The following is a 19,968-nucleotide window of genomic DNA, read 5'->3' on the forward strand; positions in this document are numbered from 1 at the left end:
CTGGGATACAGGGAGTAACGGCGGTTAACGGGAGGACCGCGGCGGTCACATTTCCTTGGTCCCGCGCTGCAGCATTCCCAAGTGGCGGTCCGTCACAAATTCATCAGAAAACGAGTACTCGGGGAAGAAAGACAGGTGGTGATTACGCGTGTTCTCCCCGGATGCCGGAACTTACGGTGAATTACGTTGCGGCCCGGGGTGGGCCGCAAGCCATGAGGGAGGCATACAGATGAATCATTCGCCAAGCGGGAAGACTACTGCTGGAGGGACGGGCCTGCTTAGGCGAACCAGCACCAGGACAGCGGCTGCAGTTGCGGCGGGAAGCCTGCTGCTCGCGGGCGGCGGGGTGGCGTTCGCGGACGACATTTACAACAAGCTGGACGCCGACATCGATGCAACCGCTGAGATCATGCCACTCAATGTAGGCGGTGTCAGTGGCAGCACTACCCTGGCCGTAGACCCCACTAACGGGGATGGCAAGAGCGGCTGCAACCTGACAGGCTCAACGACGCTTACCCTGAACCTCGCCTCAAGCAATCCGGCCGTCGCCACGGTGTCCCCGTCCTCGGTCACCTTCACCTCGTGCGGTGACACAAAGTCCTTGACCATCAGCCCGGTCGGTGCTGGTTCAGCCACGGTGAGTGCAAGCCAGGCCAGCAACAATACCGGCGGAACCTTCAACCTTGCCCCGGCCACCTTTGCAGTTAACGTTGCAGCGCCGGCACCCTCGAATACCGCGCCAGTCCTGAACATCACGGGAGTGACAAACGGCGGCACCTACACCAAGGGTAAAGTCCCGGAAGCGGTTTGTGATGTGACGGATGCAGAGGACGGACACATCACGTTCGACCCTGACCTGAGCGACATCTCCGGCAATGATGCGGCAACCGGCATCGGTTCCCTCGAAGCAATCTGCAGTTACACCGACAAGGGCGGCCTCACGGCCACCAACTCCGTCACTTACAGCATTATTGACGGGTCCGCGCCCACCATCGGGTACACGCTCTCACCCTCCACTCCAGACGGAGATAACGGGTGGTACAAGACCGCCGTGAAACTTCACTGGATTGTCACCGAAGAGGATTCCCCCAGCACGCTCGACCTGACCGGCTGCGAGGACCAGGAAATCACCGCTGACCAGGTGGCCACCGACTACAGCTGCTCCGTCACCAGTTCCGGCGGAGACGCCCCGCAGCAGACCGTGAACCTTGGGAAGGACCAAACAGCCCCCACGGTCGCTGCCGATGGCGCCGACGGAGTCAAGGGCAGCAATGACTGGTACATCTCCGACGTGAAGGCCTCCTTCACAGGCACCGATGCCACCTCCGGACTGCTTGCCGCAACCCAGACGGTGACCTCCTCGGGTGAGAGCGCCAATGTGAAGGTAGACAGCCCGGCTTTCACGGACATCGCGGGCAACACCACCCTTGCGGGCGCTGCCTCGCAGACCTTCAAGATCGATAAGACGGCACCCGAGGTGAGCTACACCAGCGCAGCGGGAACCGAGGGCAACAACGGCTGGTACCGCAGCAACGTGACCGCCACGTTCACCGGCACGGACGCCACCTCCGGCCCTGCCACGCCCACGCAGACGGCAACGTCTGACGGTGAAGGCGCAGCAGTAACGGTCGAAAGCCCGGACTTCAGTGACAACGCCGGCAACACCACCCCCGCGGGCGCTGCCTCGCAGACCTTCAAGATCGACAAGACGGCACCCGCCGTTTCCTTCGACTCTGTCATCGCGGACGGCTACTTCGGCTCTACCGCCGCAAAGCCCACCTGCACCGCCTCCGATACGCTGTCCGGGGTTAGTGGGAGCTGCGTGGTCTCAGGCTATGACACCGGGGTTGGCCTGCACACGCTCACGGCAACGGCAACCGACCTGGCCGGTAACTCCACCACGGTGGAGCAGACCTACACGGTCAAGGCCTGGACCCTGAAGGGTTTCTACCAGCCGGTCGACATGAATGGTGTGCTGAACACGGTGAAGAACGGCAGCACGGTTCCGGCGAAGTTCGAGATCTTTGCCGGTGATACCGAGCTGACCGATCCGTCACTTGCCAAGTTCACCGCCAAGCAAGTGGCCTGCTCGCTCCTGAGCCCGATCGACGACATCGAAACCACCGCCACAGGCAACACGTCGCTGCGGTACGACGCCACGTCAGGCCAGTTCATCTACAACTGGAAGACGCCCGCCATGGCTGGCAGCTGCTACACGCTGACCATGACGGCGAACGACGGCAGCTCCATCAGTGCGAACTTCAAGCTGAAGTAGCGCAGCCGGGCCGGCGCCCAATGACGCGCGCCGCAAGGAGGGGACCAGTTCATTGCGAACTGGTCCCCTCTGCTATTGCCTGGAAAGCGGCCGCCGCTCAGCTGAGCGCAGCCAGGACTTCCTTGGCAACATCCTCGCTGGACTGGGGGTTCTGCCCGGTGATCAGGTTGCCGTCGCGCACCACGTTGGAGGACCAGGCAGCACCGTTCTCGATCACAGCGCCCTTTTCCTTGAGCGCATCCTCAACCAGCCACGGGGTGTTCTCGCCGGTCCCGCCGCCCAGCTCCTCCTCGTTGGTGAAGACCGTGAGGCGCCGGCCCTCGAAAGCGAACGTGCCGTCGTCGTCCGTTGCACTCAGCAGGCCTGCGGGACCGTGGCAGAACGGCGCAATGATCTTGCCGTCCCTGTTGGCTGCCACCAGCAGACGGCCCAGGTCGGCGTCCTTGTAGAGGTCGGCCATGGGGCCGTGGCCGCCGGGCATCACCACGGCGTCATAGGCGGCAACGTCGACGTCGGCAAGGACCAGCGGGTGCGCCAGCTCGCTGTCGATCTTCTCCAGGTAGTCGCGGAAGCCCTGCGCGCGTTCCTCGCCGCCTGCGGACTCGGCGGCCAGGCTCACCTGGTCCACGGTGGGCTTCTTCCCGCCGGGAGTTGCGATGTGCACTGTGTTGCCGGCCTCGGTCAGGGTCTGGTGGGATACCACCAGTTCCTCTGCCCAGTAGCCGGTGGGGTGTTCGCTGCCGTCCTTCATGGTGAGGGAATCGGCGGCCGATACGACCATCAGAATGTTTGCCATGGTGTAGCTCCTGTCTGTAATTCTTTACTTGCCGGCTGCTTCAAGCTCGGCGTACGTGTCGTCGTCGAGGGTGATGTTGGCGGCAGCCATGTTCTCTTCGAGGTGCTGCACGGAGCCGGTGCCGGGGATGGGCATCATGACGGGGGAGCGGCGCAGCAGCCAGGCCAGGGCCACCTGGGAGGTGGTGGCGTCCAGGCGCTTGGCGGCCTCGTCCAGCGGGCCTCCCGGCTGTGCCAGCTCGCCCGCGGAAATCGGCGCCCACGGGATGAAGCCGATGCCGTTCTCCTCCGAGTAGCGCAGCACGTCCTCCGAGCTGCGGTCCGTCAGGTTGTAACGGTTCTGCACGGTGGACACGGTGAAGTGCTTTCCGGCGGCTTCAAGCTCCGCCACGCTCACCTGGGAAAGGCCCAGTGCGCGGACCTTGCCCTCGTCCTGGAGCTCACGCAGCACGCCGAACTGCTCCTCGGCGTCCACCTTGGGATCAATCCGGTGCAGTTGCAGCAGGTCCAGCGTGTCCACCTTCAGCTTGCGCAGGCTCAGTTCCGTCTGCTGGCGCAGGTACTCCGGCCGGCCAACCGGAATCCACTTGTTGGGCCCGGTGCGGGTGAAGCCCACTTTGGTGGCGATCTTCAGCCCCTCCTTGTAGGGGTGGAGGGCCTCGGAGATGATTTCCTCGCTGATGTTGGGGCCGTAGGAATCGGCGGTGTCGATGAAATCCACGCCGAGTTCGACGGCGCGGCGCACCACGGCCAGGGCGGCCTTGCGGTCTGCGGGCTCACCCCAGACGCCGTCACCCACGATGCGCATGGCACCAAAACCGAGCCGGTGCACGGTTCCCAGGTCCTTGAGTTCAATCGTTGCGGACAGTTCCAGCTGGTTCGTTGAATCATGGCTCATAGGGGCGGCAACCTCATCAGTGTGCTGAGTATTCCGCAAATCACAGAAATAAGCCGGGCGCCGCCGTCGTTATGCCTCAAGTGCCCGCCGTAATCCGGCCGGCGCGCCCTACGAAACTTTTTTGAAAGGCCGGCACCTGACGTGACTCTTCCCCTCTCCATCCTTGACCTGGCAACCATTGGCAAAGGCCAGACGGCGGCGGAGAGCTTCGCGGGCAGTGTGGCCATGGCCCAGAGCGCCGAAAAGCTGGGCTACCGGCGGGTCTGGTACGCGGAGCACCACAACATGTCCTCCATCGCCTCCTCCGCCACCAGCGTGCTGATCGCCCACGTGGCCGCGCATACCGAAAGCATCCGGCTGGGCGCCGGCGGCGTCATGCTGCCCAACCACTCCCCGCTGACCATCGCCGAGCAGTTCGGCACCCTGGAAACCCTGCACCCCGGCCGGATCGACCTGGGCCTGGGCAGGGCCCCCGGCAGCGACCAGAACACCATGCGCGCGCTGCGCCGCGACCCCATGTCTGCCGACAGCTTCCCCCAGGACGTCCTGGAACTGCAGGGCTACCTGACCGGCCCCACCCGCATCCAGGGCGTCGAGGCCACGCCGGGCAAGGGGACCAACGTGCCGCTGTACATCCTGGGTTCGTCCCTGTTCGGTGCCCGCCTGGCTGCGCAGCTGGGCCTGCCCTACGCCTTTGCCTCACACTTCGCCCCCGCTGCACTGCAGGAGGCCGTGGCCATCTACCGCCGGGAGTTCAAGCCGTCCGCCCAGCTGGATGCCCCGCACGTGATCGCCGGCGTCAACGTCATCGCCGCTGATTCCGCCGCCGAGGCGCAGGAGATGTTGCAGGCCACCAAGCGTGCCCGCGTCTCCCTGTTCTTTGGCGGGGGCACCCGCGAATTCACCGACGACGAGGCGGACATGATCCTCGACTCGCCGCAGGGACGCCACATGGCCCAGATGATGACCTATTCAGCAGTGGGGACGCCCGACGCGGTCATCGAGTACCTGGACAGCTTCGGAAAGCACGCCGACGCCGACGAACTCATCGTGGCGCACCAGAGCCCGGGGACCCAGGAGCGGCTGCGGTCCGTGGAACTGCTGGCCGAGGCCGCCGGACTGGTCCGGGTCTGACATGGCGAACGCACAAGCGAACGCAAAGGACGGCGTAGGCTTCCGGTCCGACCGCGGGCCCATCCTCATCGCCCTCATGCTGTCCACCGGACTCGTGGCCATCGACTCCACCATTGTGGCCACGGCCGTGCCGTCGATCGTCCGTGACGTGGGCGGGTTCTCATCCTTTCCCTGGCTCTTCTCCGCCTACCTGCTGGCGCAGGCCGTGACCGTGCCCATCTATGGCAAGCTCTCCGACATGGCGGGCCGCAAACCCATCATCCTCACCGGCATTGGGCTGTTCCTGCTGGGCTCCGTGCTGTGCGGCCTGGCTTGGAGCATGCCATCGCTGATTGCCTTCCGCGCCCTGCAGGGACTGGGTGCCGGGGCAGTCCTGCCGGTGTCCATCACCATCGCGGGCGACATCTACACCCTGCAGGAGCGCGCCAAAGTCCAGGGCTACCTCGCCAGCGTGTGGGCTGTTTCCTCGGTAGTGGGCCCCAGCCTGGGCGGCGTATTCTCCGCACTGGGCATCTGGCGCGGCATTTTCCTGGTCAACGTGCCGCTCTGCCTGCTGGCCGGCTGGATGCTGGTGCGCACCCTCCACGAAAACGTGGAACGGGCAAAGCACAAGGTGGACTACGCCGGCGCCGTACTCCTGGCCGGCTCGCTGGGCCTGCTCATCCTCGGCGCCCTCCAGGGCGGCCAGGCCTGGGCATGGAACTCGCCCGTCAGCATTGGCGTCTTCGCAGTGGGCGCAGTCCTGCTGGCCGCGTTCCTCCTGGTGGAGCGCCGGGCGGCCGAACCCATCCTGCCCTCCTGGGTGGTCTCGCGGCGTCTGCTGGGCACCACCGCGCTGGTGTCCTTCGGGGTTGGCACGGTGATGATCGGCCTGACCTCCTACGTGCCCACCTTCCTTGAGGGGGCACTGTCCTCCTCGCCCCTGGTGGCCGGCCTGGCCCTGGCGGCCCTGACCCTCGGCTGGCCGCTCAGCGCATCGCAGGCCGGCAAGTTCTACCTGCGGATCGGCTTCAAGTCCACGGCCCTGATCGGCATCGCCATCTCCGTGGTGGGCCTGCTGATCCTGTCGCTGACCGCGGGCGCACCCAACGTGGCGCTGATCGCCGTCAGTTGCTTCGTCGTCGGGCTCGGCCTGGGCCTGCTGGCCACCCCCACCCTGATCGCCGCCCAGTCCAGTGTGCCCTGGCATGAGCGTGGCGTGGTGACCAGCACCAACATGTTCGCCCGCTCCATCGGCAGCGCCCTGGGTGTGGCAGTGTTCGGTGCGGTGGCCAACTCGATCTACGGCGGCAGCAGCGGCGGCGAAGCGGACCCCGCCACCGTTATCTCCGCGTCCGGTGCCGTGTTCCTGGCGGCGCTGGTGGCCGGGCTGCTGACCGTTGCGGCGGTGCTGGCCATGCCCGCGGTCAAGGCCGAGACGGCGGAATCTGCGGAACCGTCGGAGACCGGGGAATCTGCGGAACCTGGGGAACGTCCAGCGGAACCCGTGGAGGAATCCGTGCGCAGCGCGGAGGGCCGCGCCAGCTAACTGCCCGCCTTAGCGGGACGCGCGGAAGATCGACGGCGCGGGCCGGGTCCCGGTGGCAAGATCGGCCAGGATCCGTCCCACCACCGGTGTGAACTTGAAGCCGTGGCCGGAGAATCCTGCGCCGATCACCACAGGTCCCATGCGGTCCAGGATGAAGTCCTCGTCAGGGGTGGTGGTGTAGGTGCAGCTGATGGCCTCCAGGTCATCGGGGTCCACTCCCGGCAGCCACTGCCGCGCGTAGTCCTGCAGCGCTGCGAGCTGGGTCGGTTCGGGCCGGAAGTCGCGGTGGTCCGGATCCACCACGGGGCCCACCCCATGCCAGCCGGCCTTGATGCCCTCACCCGGAGTCTGCATGCCGTAGACGGGGGAGTACCAGCCCCGGTAGTCCGGGCCGGGGTAGTGGTTGAAGCCGGGCCACACTGCTCCGGCATCTGCCACCCGGAAATGCGCCGGCTGCTCCTGCGTGACCCTGAGCCGGGGAATCCGGATCGCGGCGCCGTCCTTGCCGGAAACCCTGCCGGAAGCCATCTCCAGCAGCTTCTCCGTCCAGCCGCCCGCCGTCACCACTGCCTGGGCTGCCGTGACCACCTCGGTGCCCGCAGCCGATTCGAGCGTCAGCCGCACGCCGTCGTCGAACACCTCGAAGTCCACCAGTTTGGTGTGGTGCCTGATCTCGGCGCCCCGGGCGGAGGCCAGCCGCTGGAAGGCGGGCAGCGCCGCTTCAGGGTTGAGCTGGCCGCCATCGGGCATATGCAGGACCTGCTGGTCGAAGCGGATGCCGCGCCACCGTTCATGCGCCTCCGCCGGGTCCAGGAACTCGGCGCGGATCCCGGCAGCGGTGAGGGCATCAGATACTCTCCGGAGGTCCCCGCCCGGGCCGTGGTTGACGATGCCGGTGCGCGCCAGCAGCTGCTTGCCGCTTTCCTGCTCCAGCTCATCCCACAGCGCCAGCCCCTCGGCCAGCATGGCCACGTACTCCGGCCGGTGGTAGCCGGGGTTCAGGTTCCGGGTTGCCCCGTGGGACGCGCCGATCTTGTGCCCGGGACCGAACTGCTCCACCAGCGTCACCTGCCGGCCCCGGCGGGACAGCGCCCATGCGGCGGCCGAGCCCATGGCGCCGCCGCCGATCACCACGGTGTCAAGAACAGTGTTCATCAGCCCTCCAAGCTGCGGTTATGGTCACATTGCAAGCACGCCTTACGCCAGCAACAGCGCGACGCCGATCATTGCCGGCACTGCCACCACGGTGGTGATCAGCACGGTGTCCTTGGCCACGGTAAGCCCGGTCTGGTAACGGCTGGCGGCCACGAACACGTTCTGGGCGGTGGGCAGGGCCGACGTAACCACCACCGCGAACAGTGCGTGCCCGTCCATCCCCAGCGCGAAGCGGGCGAAAACATAGGCAAGGGCCGGCTGGACTGCCAGCTTGAAGCCGCTCGCCAGCAGCGTGTCCACGCGCCGGCCGGCGGAAGCCTGCAGCGGGCGGGTGCCGTTCAGGCTCATCCCGAAAGCAATCAGCATGGCAGGAATCGCGGCGCCGCCAATCAGGTGGATGGGCTCCATGACCAGCGCCGGAACCTGGAAGCCGGTGCCGGCCACCAGCAGCCCCAGGCCCGAGCCTACGATCATGGGGTTCCGCAGGATCATCAGGAAGAACCCCAGGGCGGTGGTGCGGTGCGTGCTGGTGCTCGAGTCAAGGATCATCAGGAACATCGGGGTGAAGAACGCCAGCTGGAAGATCAGCAGCGGCGCCACGTAGCTTGCGTCGCCCAGAACATATACCGCAATAGGAATACCAAGGTTTGCCGAGTTCGCCAGCGACGCGGACATGGCGGACATCAGTGCTTCGGGGAGCGCCCGCTTCAGCCAGAACCTGGCCAGGGCGAAGAATGCGGCGGCGGTAATGATGGCGGCCACCGCTGTCACCAGCAGCGGTTCGGCGAACACTTCCTGCAGGCGGGCCTTGCTGAGGGTCTCGAACAGCAGTGCGGGGCTGGCGACGAAGAACGTAAGGCCGCTGAGCACGGGGCGGGCGTTATCGCCGAGGATTCTCCGCCGGCCCACGAACCATCCCACCAGGATGATGCACCAGACCACGAAGAACCCCGCCAGCACCCCTAGCAAGGATCAGCCTTTTGGGCACAGCGGAGGACAGGACCGGGACGCACGCTCCGGTTACAGGGTGGCGTTGTTAAGCGCGAAAGGGGGGCGCATCATCCCGGGGGTGAGGCCCTCTGCGGGATCGTTGCCCAGCTGGATGATCCGGTTGTTTGCGTCCACGTGGACCACGCGGGGCTGGTAGGCATGAGCCTCTTCGGTGGTCATCTGCGCGTAGGTAATCAGGATGACAATGTCGTTCTCGTGCATGAGGTGCGCCGCTGCACCGTTAATTCCGATCACGCCGGAGCCGCGCTCGCCGGCGATGGTGTAGGTCTCAAGCCGCGCGCCGTTGGTGACGTCCACGATGGACACCAGCTCGCCGGGCAGGATGTCGGCGGCCTCGAGCAGGTCAAGGTCCACGGTGACCGAGCCTACGTAGTGCAGGTCGGCGTGCGTGACGGTGGCCCGGTGGATTTTGGACTTGAACATTGTTCGATTCATAACGGCTCCAGTCTAGACCTGCGGCCCCTCACCCGCAGTGACGCAGGAAACACAACGCCTTGGTACTTGTACGACGGCGGCTGGTCACCCGGCGTCGTTCCTTGCCACTGCGGCGGCGGCAGCAGCGAGGGTCTCCCGGGCGGCCAGGATGGCGGGGCGCTGGGCGCTGGAGCGGCGGACCGAGGTGAAGATGGTGCGGTGCGGCGTGCCGGGAAGCTCCAGCAGCTGGGCCGTGGTGCCGCGGCCGGTCCACACCAGGTCCGGCATCAGGGCCACGGCGTTCCCCGACTCGATCAACCTGGCCTGGGCCTGCAAATCGGCGGTCTCAAAGCGCACATCCGGCTCAAAGCCGGCGCTGCGGCACGCCTGCTCCGCCCAGTGGCGGGACGCCGCACCCCGCGGTTCCATAACCCAGGCGCGCTCCGCGGTGTCCGCCAGTGAACGGATGGAGGGGCCGCCGTCGGACGCCGGGGGAACGGCCAGCCGGATGGCGTCGGTGGTCAGCTTCACCCGGTCCAGCTCCGGATAGCGCGGCGCCGCGTGCCCGGGATACTGCTCAGCGATCACCAGGTCGAAGTCGCGCGCCCACGTCTCATGCAGCGCGGTCTCGGGCTCACGCTGGATCATTTCGATGCGGACCTCGGGATAGGCGGCGGCCATCCGGGTCAGGGTGTCCGGCATCAGGGCCAGCGCCGCGGACTGGAACACCGCGATCCGCACCGTGCCGGTGACAGTGGTCAGGGAGGCGGCCAGGTCCGCCTCGGCCTGCTCCATGGTTTCGAGCAGCTGCGCCGTGTGCGCCACCAGCACCTCGGCCTGTGGCGTCAGCTGCACCCGCCGCCCCGTTTTCCGGAGCAGTTCAACGCCCACTTCCTTCTCCAGGAGGGCCAGTTGCTGCGATACCGACGACGGGCTGTACTGCAGTGCCTCCGCCACCTCGGCGAGCGTCCCCCGGATGCTTAACTCCCGGAGCAGCCGGAGCCTGCGAACGTCAAGCATGGCGGATTCCTAACTGAAACTAACGAATATAGGTTAGAAGTAGCCACTTTATCTAACGCAACCGCGCACGCATACTGTTGAAACCGAGTTACCCCCGTCACAGCCAGTTTCCTTGGCGTGCCGCGGCGGGGTCGCACCCCCGAGCAGGAGTTCCTGATGAGCAGTAAAGATTTGAGCCAATCGATCATGCGGCGCAAGTCCATCGATGACATCGAAGAAGAAAACAAGCACAGCGGACTGTTCAAGTCCCTTGGGCTGTGGCAGCTCACCGCCATCGGCGTTGGCGGAATTATCGGCGTCGGCATCTTTTCCCTTGCGGGACTGGTGGCCGCCGGCAGTGGAGGAACACCCGGGGTGGGGCCCGCGGTACTGATTTCCTTCCTCATCGCAGGCCTGGCCTCAGCGGCCGCGGCCCTGTCCTACGCAGAGTTCGCGGGCATGATCCCGCGCGCCGGCTCTGCCTACACCTACGGCTACGTAGCGCTTGGCGAGGTGATCGGCTGGTTCATCGGCTGGGACCTGCTGCTGGAATACATCGCCATTGTGGCCGTGGTGGCCATCGGCATCTCCGGCTACCTTGACGCCTTCCTGTCCGGCATCGGCATCCATTTGCCCACCTGGATGACGTCCACCGCAGACGAGGGCAAGGGCGGCATCGTCAACATCCCCGCCATTCTGGTCTGCCTGCTGGTCACCTGGATCCTCTCCCGCGGCACCAAGGCCTTCGGCCGGTTCGAACTCGTCGCCGTGGCCATCAAGGTGATCCTGATCCTCTTCATCATCGGGCTCGGCGTGTTCTACATCGACACCAACAACTACAACCCGTTCATGCCCAGCGGCTTCGGCCCAGTGGTTGCCGGCTCCGCCACCGTCTTCTTCGCAGTCTTCGGCTACGACGCCATGAGCACCGCGGCCGAGGAAGCCAAGGACGGCAAGAAGCACATGCCCAAGGCCATCGTGCTCTCGCTCATCATCGCCATGCTGCTCTACGTTGCCGCAACCCTGGTGCTGACCGGCATGCAGAACTACAAGGACATCGATCCCAAGGCAGGCTTCGCCTCCGCCTTCACCTCGGTGGGCCTGCCCGTGATCGCCACCATCATCTCCGTGTTCGCCGTGCTCTCCATCCTCACCGTGATGCTCACCTTCCTGCTGGGCGTCACCCGCGTCTGGTTCTCCATGAGCCGTGACGGCCTGCTGCCCGGCTGGTTCTCCAAGACCGACCGCCACGGCACCCCGCAGCGCGTCACCTGGATCGGCGGCATCGCCTCGGCTTTCCTGGCCGGTGTCTTCCCCATCAAGGCGGTCGCGGACCTCACCAACATCGGCATCCTGGCCGCGTTCGTCGTCGTCTGCCTGTCCGTGATCATCTTCCGCTACAAGCGCCCCGACGCGCCGCGCACGTTCCGCCTGCCGCTGATGCCCGTGGTCCCGGCGTTCGGTGTCCTGGCCTCGGCCTTCCTGATGCTGCAGCTGCACTGGGAAACCTGGCTGCGGTTCGGGGTATGGCTGGTCATCGGCCTGGTCATCTACTTCGGCTACGGCCGCAAGCACTCCCTGATGAACCCCAACAGCCCCCGGCACCAGGAGCTCGCGGAACTGCACCGCCCCCTGGCATAACCCACCTCCCGACGCCCGCTCACTTTTGGTGGCGTTTCCCGGAACGCGCGCTCACTTGTGGGCGCCTACTTGCAAACCCCCGCTCACCTCAGGTGAGCGGGGGTTTGCTGTTTGAGCGTCAAAGGTGAGCGGGCGTTGGCAGTGCGAAATGCATCGGTTTTACTAACCTGTATTGGTTGGGAAAGATCGCTTTATCTTATGTGAGCAGAAGCTCATACTGGTGGAAAGACCTCCTCCCACGGCAAGAAAGATCGGGAAAAACCATGACCCACGTTGCAATGGAACCAGCCACTTCCGCCGGTACCGCACAGCAGACCGTTGACGTCGACGTCCCCCAGGCAAAGGCCCTCGCCAATGACGCCGTGGCCCTGGTCCGGCGCTGGCTCACCGAGGCCGCAAAGGTCCCGGTGGACGCATCCGCCCAGCAGCTCGCCGGCGTTCTGAAGGACCCCAACGGCCTGGAATTCACGGTTGGCTTCGTGGACGGCGTGGTCCGCCCCGAGGACCTGGACGTTGCAGCCCGCAACCTCGCCGCCCTGGCCCCGAAGGTTCCGGCCTTCCTGCCCTGGTACATGCGCAGCGCTGTGGCGCTGGGCGGAACCATGGCCCCGGTGCTGCCGCAGGTGGTCATCCCCGTCGCCCGCAAGGTCCTCCGCGAGATGGTGGGCCACCTGATCGTTGACGCCACCGACGCCAAGCTGGGCCCGGCCATCGCCAAGATCCGCAAGGACGGCATCAAGCTCAACGTCAACCTCCTGGGCGAGGCAGTCCTGGGTGAGCACGAGGCCTCCCGCCGGCTCGAAGGCACCCACACCCTGCTGGCGCGCCCCGACGTCGACTACGTCTCCATCAAGGTCTCCTCCACCGTTGCCCCGCACTCGGCCTGGGCCTTCGACGAAGCCGTGGAACACGTCGTCGAAAAGCTCACCCCGCTCTTCCAGCGTGCCAACTCCTTCGCCGCCGCCGGAAGCAGCACCGGTGGGAAGGCCAAGTTCATCAACCTGGACATGGAGGAGTACAAGGACCTGGACATGACCATCGCGGTCTTCACCAGGATCCTGGACAAGCCCGAGTTCAAGGACCTTGAGGCCGGCATCGTGCTCCAGGCCTACCTCCCGGACGCGCTGTCCGCCATGATCCGCCTGCAGGACTGGGCCGCCGAGCGCCGCGCCAACGGCGGCGCAGGCATCAAGGTCCGCGTGGTCAAGGGCGCCAACCTGCCCATGGAGCAGGTGGAATCCTCGCTGCACGACTGGCCGCTGGCCACCTGGGGCTCCAAGCAGGACTCGGACACCAGCTACAAGAGCGTCATCAACTACTCACTGCACCCTGAGCGGATCAAGAACATCCGCATCGGCGTTGCCGGCCACAACCTGTTCGACATCGCCTTCGCCTGGCTCCTGGCCAAGCAGCGCGGCGTGGAATCCGGCATCGAGTTCGAGATGTTGCTGGGCATGGCGCAGGGCCAGGCCGAGGCCGTCAAGAAGGACGTGGGCTCCCTCCTGCTCTACACCCCCGTGGTGCACCCGTCCGAGTTCGACGTCGCCATCGCCTACCTGATCCGCCGCCTCGAAGAGGGGGCCAGCCAGGACAACTTCATGTCCGCCGTGTTCGAACTCAGCGAGAACGAGGGCCTGTTCGAGCGCGAGAAGCAGCGCTTCCTCGCCTCCCTTGAAACCCTGGACAACAACGTCCCGCTGCCCAACCGCCGCCAGGACCGCAGCCTTCCCCCGGAGCCTATGCCGCACAACGGTTTCCGGAACACCCCGGATACCGATCCCGCGCTGCCTGCCAACCGCACCTGGGGACGCGCCATCCTGGAGCGCGTCGCGACGTCGACGCTGGGCAACGACTCGGTGAAGGCCGCGTTCATTAACGACGAAGAGACGCTCAACTCGGCCATCGCCAATGCCGTGGACAAGGGCAAGGCCTGGGGTGAACTCTCCGGCAACGAACGCGCCGAAATCCTGCACCGGGCAGGCGAGATCCTCGAAGCCCGCCGGGCCGACCTCCTGGAGGTCATGGCCAGCGAAACCGGCAAGACCATCGACCAGGGCGATCCGGAAGTCAGTGAAGCCGTGGACTTCGCACACTACTACGCCGAGTCCGCCCGCAAGCTGGACGCGGTCGACGGCGCCACGTTCGTCCCAGCCAAGCTCACCGTTGTCACGCCGCCATGGAACTTCCCGGTCGCCATCCCGGCAGGATCCACCCTTGCGGCACTCGCCGCCGGCTCCGCCGTCGTGATCAAGCCCGCCAAGCAGGCCGCACGCAGCGGCGCCGTCATGGTGGAGGCGCTGTGGGAAGCCGGCGTCCCCAAGGGCGTGCTGACCATGGTGCAGTTGGGGGAGCGTGAGCTCGGCAAGCAGCTGATCAGCCACCCCGCCGTGGACAGGGTGATCCTCACCGGCGGCTACGAAACCGCCGAACTGTTCCGCTCCTTCCGCAAGGACCTGCCGCTGCTGGCCGAAACCAGCGGCAAGAACGCCATCATTGTGACCCCCAGCGCCGACCTGGACCTGGCAGCCAAGGACGTGGCCTACTCCGCGTTCGGCCACGCCGGCCAGAAGTGCTCCGCCGCCTCACTGGTGATCCTGGTGGGCTCGGTGGCCAAGTCCAAGCGGTTCCACAACCAGCTCATCGACGCCGTCACGTCGCTGAAGGTGGGCTACCCGGAGGACCCCACCAGCCAGATGGGACCCATCATCGAGCCCGCCAACGGCAAGCTCCTCAACGCCCTCACCACCCTGGGCGACGGCGAAAACTGGGCGGTGGAACCGAAGAAGCTGGACGACACCGGCCGGCTCTGGAGCCCGGGCGTGCGCTACGGCGTCAAGCGCGGCTCCTACTTCCACCTGACCGAGTTCTTCGGCCCGGTCCTGGGCGTCATGACCGCAGACACCCTGGAAGAGGCCATCGCCATCCAGAACCAGATCGAGTACGGCCTCACCGCAGGCCTGCACTCCCTCAACTCCGAGGAACTGGGCATCTGGCTGGACGGCATCCAGGCGGGCAACCTCTACGTGAACCGCGGCATCACCGGCGCCATCGTGCAGCGCCAGCCGTTCGGCGGCTGGAAGAAGTCCGCCGTCGGTGCCGGAACCAAGGCCGGCGGACCCAACTACCTGGCAGGCCTGGGCGACTGGACCCCTGCAACCAGCACCGCTACGGCATCCATCACGCACCCCGCGGTCAGCCGCATCCTCAACGCGGCCGGCCCCGCCCTGCAGCCCGCCGAGCTTGAGTCCGTCCAGCGTGCCCTGGCATCCGACGCGGAAGCATGGGCTGGGGAGTTCGGCACGGCAAAGGACGTCTCCGGACTGAGCGCCGAGCGCAACATCTTCCGCTACCGCAGCCTGCCGGTCACCATCCGGCTGTCCGAAGGCGAGCCGCTGGCTCACCTCGTCCGGACAGTGGCCGCCGGCGTTGTGGCGGGATCCGCACTCACCGTGTCCTCCGCCGTCGAACTTCCCGCCCAGCTGCGCTCCGTGCTCACCGCACAGGACATCGAAGTGACCGTGGAGTCCGACGCCGGCTGGCTGGCTTCGGCGGGGCACCTCGCCTCCGCGGGCAAGCTGTCCGGTGCCCGCATCCGCCTGATCGGCGGCGACGCCTCGGCGCTGGCTGAAGCCACCGGCGGACGGCCCGACCTGGCCATCTACGCCCACGCCGTCACCGAGGCAGGGCGGGTGGAACTGCTGCCGTTCCTGCACGAACAGGCCGTCAGCATCACCGCGCACCGGTTCGGCACCCCGAACCACCTGTCGGACGCGCTGATCTGATCTGAACCGGAACTGAAGCGTCCGGGCTAAGTTCCTGGCGCTAAAAAAGGCCGGGCAGCCACCTGATGCGTGGTTGCCCGGCCTTGTCGCTTTAGCCCGGAGACCAGATGGGTTTAGCCCAGATACCAGCCGGGCGGTGTCCAGGTAACGGGGACGTTGTGTGCTGAGAATTCCTCGCAGCGGGTGCAGGTGTAGGCCACTTCGCCCAGGGTGGCAACTGTTCCGTCACGCCGGTACGTGGGCGGAATGTACGACTCAAGGTAGACGAATTCGTCGGTACGGCATTTGTCGCAGGTGGGTTTTCCCACGTATCCGGAGTCTACGGAGGCGTGTCCGGTTCCGAGGGTGTTCTGGCGGGTAGACGGCCGTGCTGCGGAGTACGGGCGCGCGTGTGCAGAACTGAGATGGGTGTTCCTGGCTGTCGTCATTGGCTGCCTGTCCCAAGCGCGGCGTTCCGGCATGCGGATGCGCGCTTGTTTCGGTGAACTGGCCTGCTGCTTGACCCTGGAAGACAGCATAGGGGATGCCACTTCCCCTATCAATGGACACGGGCTCCCTAACTCCCCTAAATGCTGGAAATTGCGACGGCGGGGGGTTAAGTTTGGCGGTTAATGGTCCGGCCCACGATCGATTGGGTGAGGGCGTCGATGACTTCGGCGTTCGCCAGCGGGTTGCGGATCAGGGTGAAGTCCACGTCCCCCACGGCGGGAAGGTCGAAGCGCCGGGTGATGATCTTCAGGTCCTCGGGCACCAGCGACGTGGGCATGACGGCGACGCCGATGCCGGCGCGCACCGCTGCGAGCACGCCGCTGATCTGGCGGGTGGTGCAGGTGATCCGCCAGGTCCTGCCGTTGGCTTCCAGCGCATCGATGGCCAGCTTCCGGCTGAGGCTGGGGGCCGGGTAGGCGATCAGGGGCACGGGCGTCCCGGGCTCCAACACTGTCTGTTCCAGCCCCACCCAGGAGAAGGAGTCGTGCTGGACCACGGTGCCGTCCTTTGCCCCGGCCACCCATTTCACGAAGACAAGGTCCAGCTGGCCGGCGTTGAGCTTGCGGTACAGCTGGTCGCTTTGCCCCACGGTCAGTTCCAGGTTGATCTGGGGGTAGATCTGCCGGAATTCACGCAGGATCCTGGGCAGCCCGGTGATGGCGAGGTCGTCCGCGGTGCCGAACCGCAGGCGTCCCCGCATCGCGGAGCCGGAGAAGTAGCGCGCGGCGGCGTCGTGCGCGGACAGGATGTTCCGGGCAAAGCCTGCCATGGCATCGCCGTTGTCGGTGAGCCGGACGTCGCGGGTGTCCCGGGTGATCAGGCTGCGCTTGGCGGCGGCTTCGAGTTTGCGGATGTGCTGGCTGATGGTGGGCTGCGCCAGCCCCAGCCGCTCCGCGGCCTTGGTGAAGCTGAGGGTGTCCGCCACCGCGAGGAAGGAACGCAGCTGGGCTGGCTCGAACATAGGTGGCTCCCCGGCCTTCCGGTCTTGGTGCTTCATTGCGTTTTGCAATACGAGTTATAGGGACCATACGCCTCCATAATCTGCTCCGCCAGCCTAGCGTTAAGGGCATCCCAGACCGCCCGCAATTTTGAGGACACTCCTGTGGCACCCCCACCGCCTTCGTCGGCCTCCGTCTCCCAGCCAGTCATCGACGCGGCGGGCTCAGCGCCGCCGGACAGCCAGACCCAGCCGGTTCCCGTCGTGGCGGAGCGGCTCCCCTGGAAGCACACCTTCATCTCGCTGAAAGTGCCCAACTTCCGGATCTTCGCCGCCGGCCATTTCATTGCGGTCGTCGCCATCTGGATGCAGCGGATCGCCCAAGACTGGCTGGTGCTGCAGCTCTCGGGATCCGTGACCGCCGTGGGGATCACCGTGGCGCTGCAGTTCCTGCCCTCGCTGCTGCTGGGGCCATGGGGCGGCATGATCGCGGACCGGTTCGCCAAGCGGAAGATCCTCATCCTCTGCCAGGGCATGGCCGCCATCCTGGCCGCGACACTGGCCACGCTGGCCCTCGCCGGCGCCATCATGGTGTGGCATGTCTATGCCATCGCCCTGGTCCTGGGCCTGGTGACCGTCCTTGACCAGCCTGCCCGCCAGGTGTTCGTCAACGAGCTCGTTGGCCCCCGGTATTTGCGGAACGCCATCAGCGTCAACTCCACCACCTTCCAGCTGGGCGGTTTGATCGGTCCGGCGCTCGCAGGCCTGCTTCTCACCGCCGTGGGGGCGGGCTGGGCTTTCGCCGCCAATGCCGTGGCCTGCTGCTCCACGGTTGCCATGCTCCTGATCCTGCGGAAGGACCAGCTGCACGTCAGCGCCCCCGCACCCAAAAGCAAGGGCATGCTCCGTGAGGGTCTGCGCTACGCGTTAAGCAAACCGACCATCTACTGGCCGTGGCTCATGGCCGGCTTCATCGCGGTCTTCGCCATGAGCCTGCCCGTGGTGCTCGCCGCCTTCGCGGACCATGTCTTCCAGGTGGGGGCCGGCGGGTACGGCCTCCTTAATGCCCTGGTGGCGCTCGGTGCGCTGGCCGGCGCCGTGGCGTCCACCCGGCGTCGGCAGCTCCGGCTGCGTTCCGTGGTGTTCTGCGCCGGGATGTACGGCCTGATGCTCTGCCTCGCCGCCCTTGCCCCCTCCATGCCGTGGTTTGGGGCCGTCATGGTGCTCTCCGGTTTCTGGTGCCTGATGTTCCTCACCGGCTCCAACCAGCTGGTGCAGGTCAGCTCCAACATGGGCATCCGCGGGCGGGTGATGAGCCTGTACATCATGGTGCTGATCGGCGGCCAGGCACTGGGCGGGCCAATGCTGGGTTGGATCGCTGAACATGCCGATCCCCATGTTGCCCTGCTGGTCTCCGGCGGCGTCCCCGCCCTGGCGGCCATGACCGTGGGCGTCATCCTGGCGCGGAAGGGCGGATTGAAGCTCCGGATGGATCTGAAGGGCCGCCGCCCGGTGAGGATCGTCAGCCGCGCAGGAGCGTAGCCGCAGGAGCCTGGGCACGCAGATGCCCAGGTGCCCAGGCGCTGCGCGCAGGCGCGGTGCCTAGAGGGTTGCGAGGTGCAGTGGCCGGTGCGGATACTCCGCGCCCCGCTCCTGGAACTGGAGCACGGCCTCATTGCTGATAACACCGTCACGGATTTCGATTGCCCGCGCAATAGTGTCGTTCCCCTCCCACGCGGCCGGGCCGGCCATCACGGTTTCGAGGAACGGCTGCAGGGCCTGGCTGATCTCCCAGCTGGCGGAGTTCCAGAGGTAGGAGGGGCTGTGGTCCACCGCGTAGTAGTTGATGTGCTCGCCCACCGTGAACATGGGATCGGCAAATGTGGTGGACCGCGCCCAGCTGAATCCCATGCCGTCGTCGCAGGAGACATCGATGATGAGGCTGCCTGGACGGAACCCCGCCAGGTCCTCTGTCCGCAGGTACGTCAGGGGATTGTTCGGGTCCTGCAGGGTGCAGTTGACCACGATGTCGCTTTCGGCCAGGAACGGGGCCAGCGGAACCCGGCCACGCTCCGTGATGACCTGGCTCAGGAAGGGGGCCTCGGCGTCGTGGTCAAACTGCACGATGTTAACCGAGTGGATCGGTGCGCCAACTGCTGCCACGCCGCGGTTGGTGAGCACCTGGACGTCGTGGATGCCGTGCGCATTCAGTGCCGTCACGGCACCGCGCGCCGTGGCGCCGAAGCCGATCACGACGGCGCTCAGGCGGCGTCCGTAGTCTCCCGTGGAGCCGGTCAACGCCAGCGCGTGCAGGACCGAGCAGTATCCGGCCAGCTCGTTGTTCTTGTGGAACACGTGCAGGCCGAACCCGCCGTCGCTGGCCCAGTGGTTCATCGCCTCAAACGCGATGAGGGTGAGCTTCTTGTCGATCGCGAGCTGGGTGATGGCCCGGTCCTGGACGCAGTGCGGCCACCCCCAGAGGACTTGCCCGTCGCGCATGTCGGCAAGGTCTTCCGGCTGGGGTTTGGGCAGGAGTACGACGTCGGCCGCGGCCAACAGCTCTTCCCTGGCCGCCATTCGTCCCACCAAGGGTGAGAGGTGGCTGTCCGGGACGCCGAAGCGCTCGCCATAGCCCTGCTCCAGGATGATGCGCTGCCGCAGTGCGGGTTCGATCCGCTCGAAGTGCAGGGGGTGGATGGGAACACGGCGCTCGTCCGGTTTCCGCGTGGAGGCCAGGACGCCCAGGCTCAGCCGGGTCTGTTGGCCGCTCACTTCTTTTTAGCGGCCTTGCTGGACGTGGTGTCCAGGGAGCTGGCCGGCGCTGCGGCGGCCTTCTTGTCTGCGCGCTTTTCCTTGATGGACTTGCCGGACTTTTTTGATGCCGTTTGACGCGGGGACTTATCAGCCATT

16 protein-coding genes are annotated in these 19,968 nt (G+C 66.2%); 6 read left to right on the forward strand and 10 right to left on the reverse strand.

Going from position 1 to position 19,968, the window contains the following annotated elements:
• Positions 1–229 precede the first annotated feature (229 nt).
• Entirely contained in the window at positions 230–2,275 is a 2,046-nt protein-coding gene (locus ACR65K_RS10355; RefSeq protein ID WP_440152674.1) for a PxKF domain-containing protein, read from the forward strand.
• 97 nt (positions 2,276–2,372) lie between these two features.
• Here ACR65K_RS10355 and ACR65K_RS10360 read toward each other — a convergent pair whose 3' ends face one another.
• Complete coding sequence (locus tag ACR65K_RS10360; RefSeq protein ID WP_440152676.1) at positions 2,373–3,071, reverse strand: type 1 glutamine amidotransferase domain-containing protein; 699 nt, start codon at positions 3,069–3,071, stop codon at positions 2,373–2,375.
• A gap of 24 nt (positions 3,072–3,095) precedes the next feature.
• Positions 3,096–3,968, reverse strand: coding sequence for an aldo/keto reductase (locus ACR65K_RS10365; protein ID WP_440152677.1), 873 nt, complete (start codon positions 3,966–3,968; stop codon positions 3,096–3,098).
• A gap of 141 nt (positions 3,969–4,109) precedes the next feature.
• Here ACR65K_RS10365 and ACR65K_RS10370 point away from each other — a divergent pair, with 141 nt between their 5' ends.
• Both ACR65K_RS10370 and ACR65K_RS10375 read left to right on the forward strand, forming a co-directional pair.
• A complete protein-coding gene (locus tag ACR65K_RS10370; protein ID WP_142118228.1) occupies positions 4,110–5,102 on the forward strand; it encodes an LLM class flavin-dependent oxidoreductase in 993 nt (330 codons plus the stop codon).
• A gap of 1 nt (position 5,103) precedes the next feature.
• Entirely contained in the window at positions 5,104–6,630 is a 1,527-nt protein-coding gene (locus ACR65K_RS10375) for an MFS transporter (protein ID WP_440152678.1), read from the forward strand.
• Between the two features lie 9 nt (positions 6,631–6,639).
• Here ACR65K_RS10375 and ACR65K_RS10380 read toward each other — a convergent pair whose 3' ends face one another.
• The 4 genes from ACR65K_RS10380 to ACR65K_RS10395 form a co-directional block, all read right to left on the reverse strand.
• Entirely contained in the window at positions 6,640–7,785 is a 1,146-nt protein-coding gene (locus tag ACR65K_RS10380; RefSeq protein ID WP_056331492.1) for an FAD-dependent oxidoreductase, read from the reverse strand.
• A gap of 42 nt (positions 7,786–7,827) precedes the next feature.
• The gene (locus ACR65K_RS10385) at positions 7,828–8,754 is read right to left on the reverse strand and encodes an AEC family transporter (protein ID WP_440152679.1); all 927 of its coding nucleotides are present in this window, start codon (positions 8,752–8,754) and stop codon (positions 7,828–7,830) included.
• Between the two features lie 51 nt (positions 8,755–8,805).
• Entirely contained in the window at positions 8,806–9,231 is a 426-nt protein-coding gene (gene panD / locus ACR65K_RS10390; RefSeq protein ID WP_200946172.1) for an aspartate 1-decarboxylase, read from the reverse strand.
• 84 nt (positions 9,232–9,315) lie between these two features.
• Positions 9,316–10,230: a LysR substrate-binding domain-containing protein gene (locus ACR65K_RS10395; RefSeq protein ID WP_056331497.1), complete on the reverse strand. Its 915-nt coding sequence runs from the start codon at positions 10,228–10,230 to the stop codon at positions 9,316–9,318.
• 156 nt (positions 10,231–10,386) lie between these two features.
• On the opposite strand from ACR65K_RS10395, the gene ACR65K_RS10400 reads away from it, so the two are divergent.
• Positions 10,387–11,850, forward strand: a complete 1,464-nt coding sequence (locus ACR65K_RS10400; RefSeq protein ID WP_440152680.1) for an amino acid permease — start codon at positions 10,387–10,389, stop codon at positions 11,848–11,850.
• A gap of 263 nt (positions 11,851–12,113) precedes the next feature.
• On the forward strand, positions 12,114–15,632 hold the full coding sequence (locus tag ACR65K_RS10405; RefSeq protein ID WP_440152681.1) for a bifunctional proline dehydrogenase/L-glutamate gamma-semialdehyde dehydrogenase: 3,519 nt from the start codon (positions 12,114–12,116) through the stop codon (positions 15,630–15,632).
• A 113-nt stretch (positions 15,633–15,745) separates the two neighbouring features.
• Here the strand turns inward: ACR65K_RS10405 and ACR65K_RS10410 are convergent, their stop codons facing one another.
• On the reverse strand, positions 15,746–15,940 hold the full coding sequence (locus tag ACR65K_RS10410; RefSeq protein ID WP_235010440.1) for a hypothetical protein: 195 nt from the start codon (positions 15,938–15,940) through the stop codon (positions 15,746–15,748).
• A 287-nt stretch (positions 15,941–16,227) separates the two neighbouring features.
• A complete protein-coding gene (locus tag ACR65K_RS10415; protein ID WP_142118212.1) occupies positions 16,228–17,082 on the reverse strand; it encodes a LysR substrate-binding domain-containing protein in 855 nt (284 codons plus the stop codon).
• 141 nt (positions 17,083–17,223) lie between these two features.
• Here ACR65K_RS10415 and ACR65K_RS10420 point away from each other — a divergent pair, with 141 nt between their 5' ends.
• On the forward strand, positions 17,224–18,600 hold the full coding sequence (locus tag ACR65K_RS10420) for an MFS transporter (RefSeq protein WP_440152682.1): 1,377 nt from the start codon (positions 17,224–17,226) through the stop codon (positions 18,598–18,600).
• 60 nt (positions 18,601–18,660) lie between these two features.
• On the opposite strand, the gene ACR65K_RS10425 is transcribed toward ACR65K_RS10420, so the two are convergent.
• Together ACR65K_RS10425 and ACR65K_RS10430 are read right to left on the reverse strand one after the other, a co-directional pair.
• Positions 18,661–19,830, reverse strand: coding sequence for a N(5)-(carboxyethyl)ornithine synthase (locus ACR65K_RS10425; protein WP_440152683.1), 1,170 nt, complete (start codon positions 19,828–19,830; stop codon positions 18,661–18,663).
• Positions 19,827–19,967, reverse strand: coding sequence for a hypothetical protein (locus ACR65K_RS10430; RefSeq protein ID WP_200830458.1), 141 nt, complete (start codon positions 19,965–19,967; stop codon positions 19,827–19,829). Before ACR65K_RS10430 ends, ACR65K_RS10425 begins: the two co-directional genes overlap by 4 nt.
• Between the last annotated feature and the right edge of the window lies 1 nt (position 19,968).

The sequence above is a fragment of the Arthrobacter sp. SAFR-179 genome, assembly GCF_059414945.1.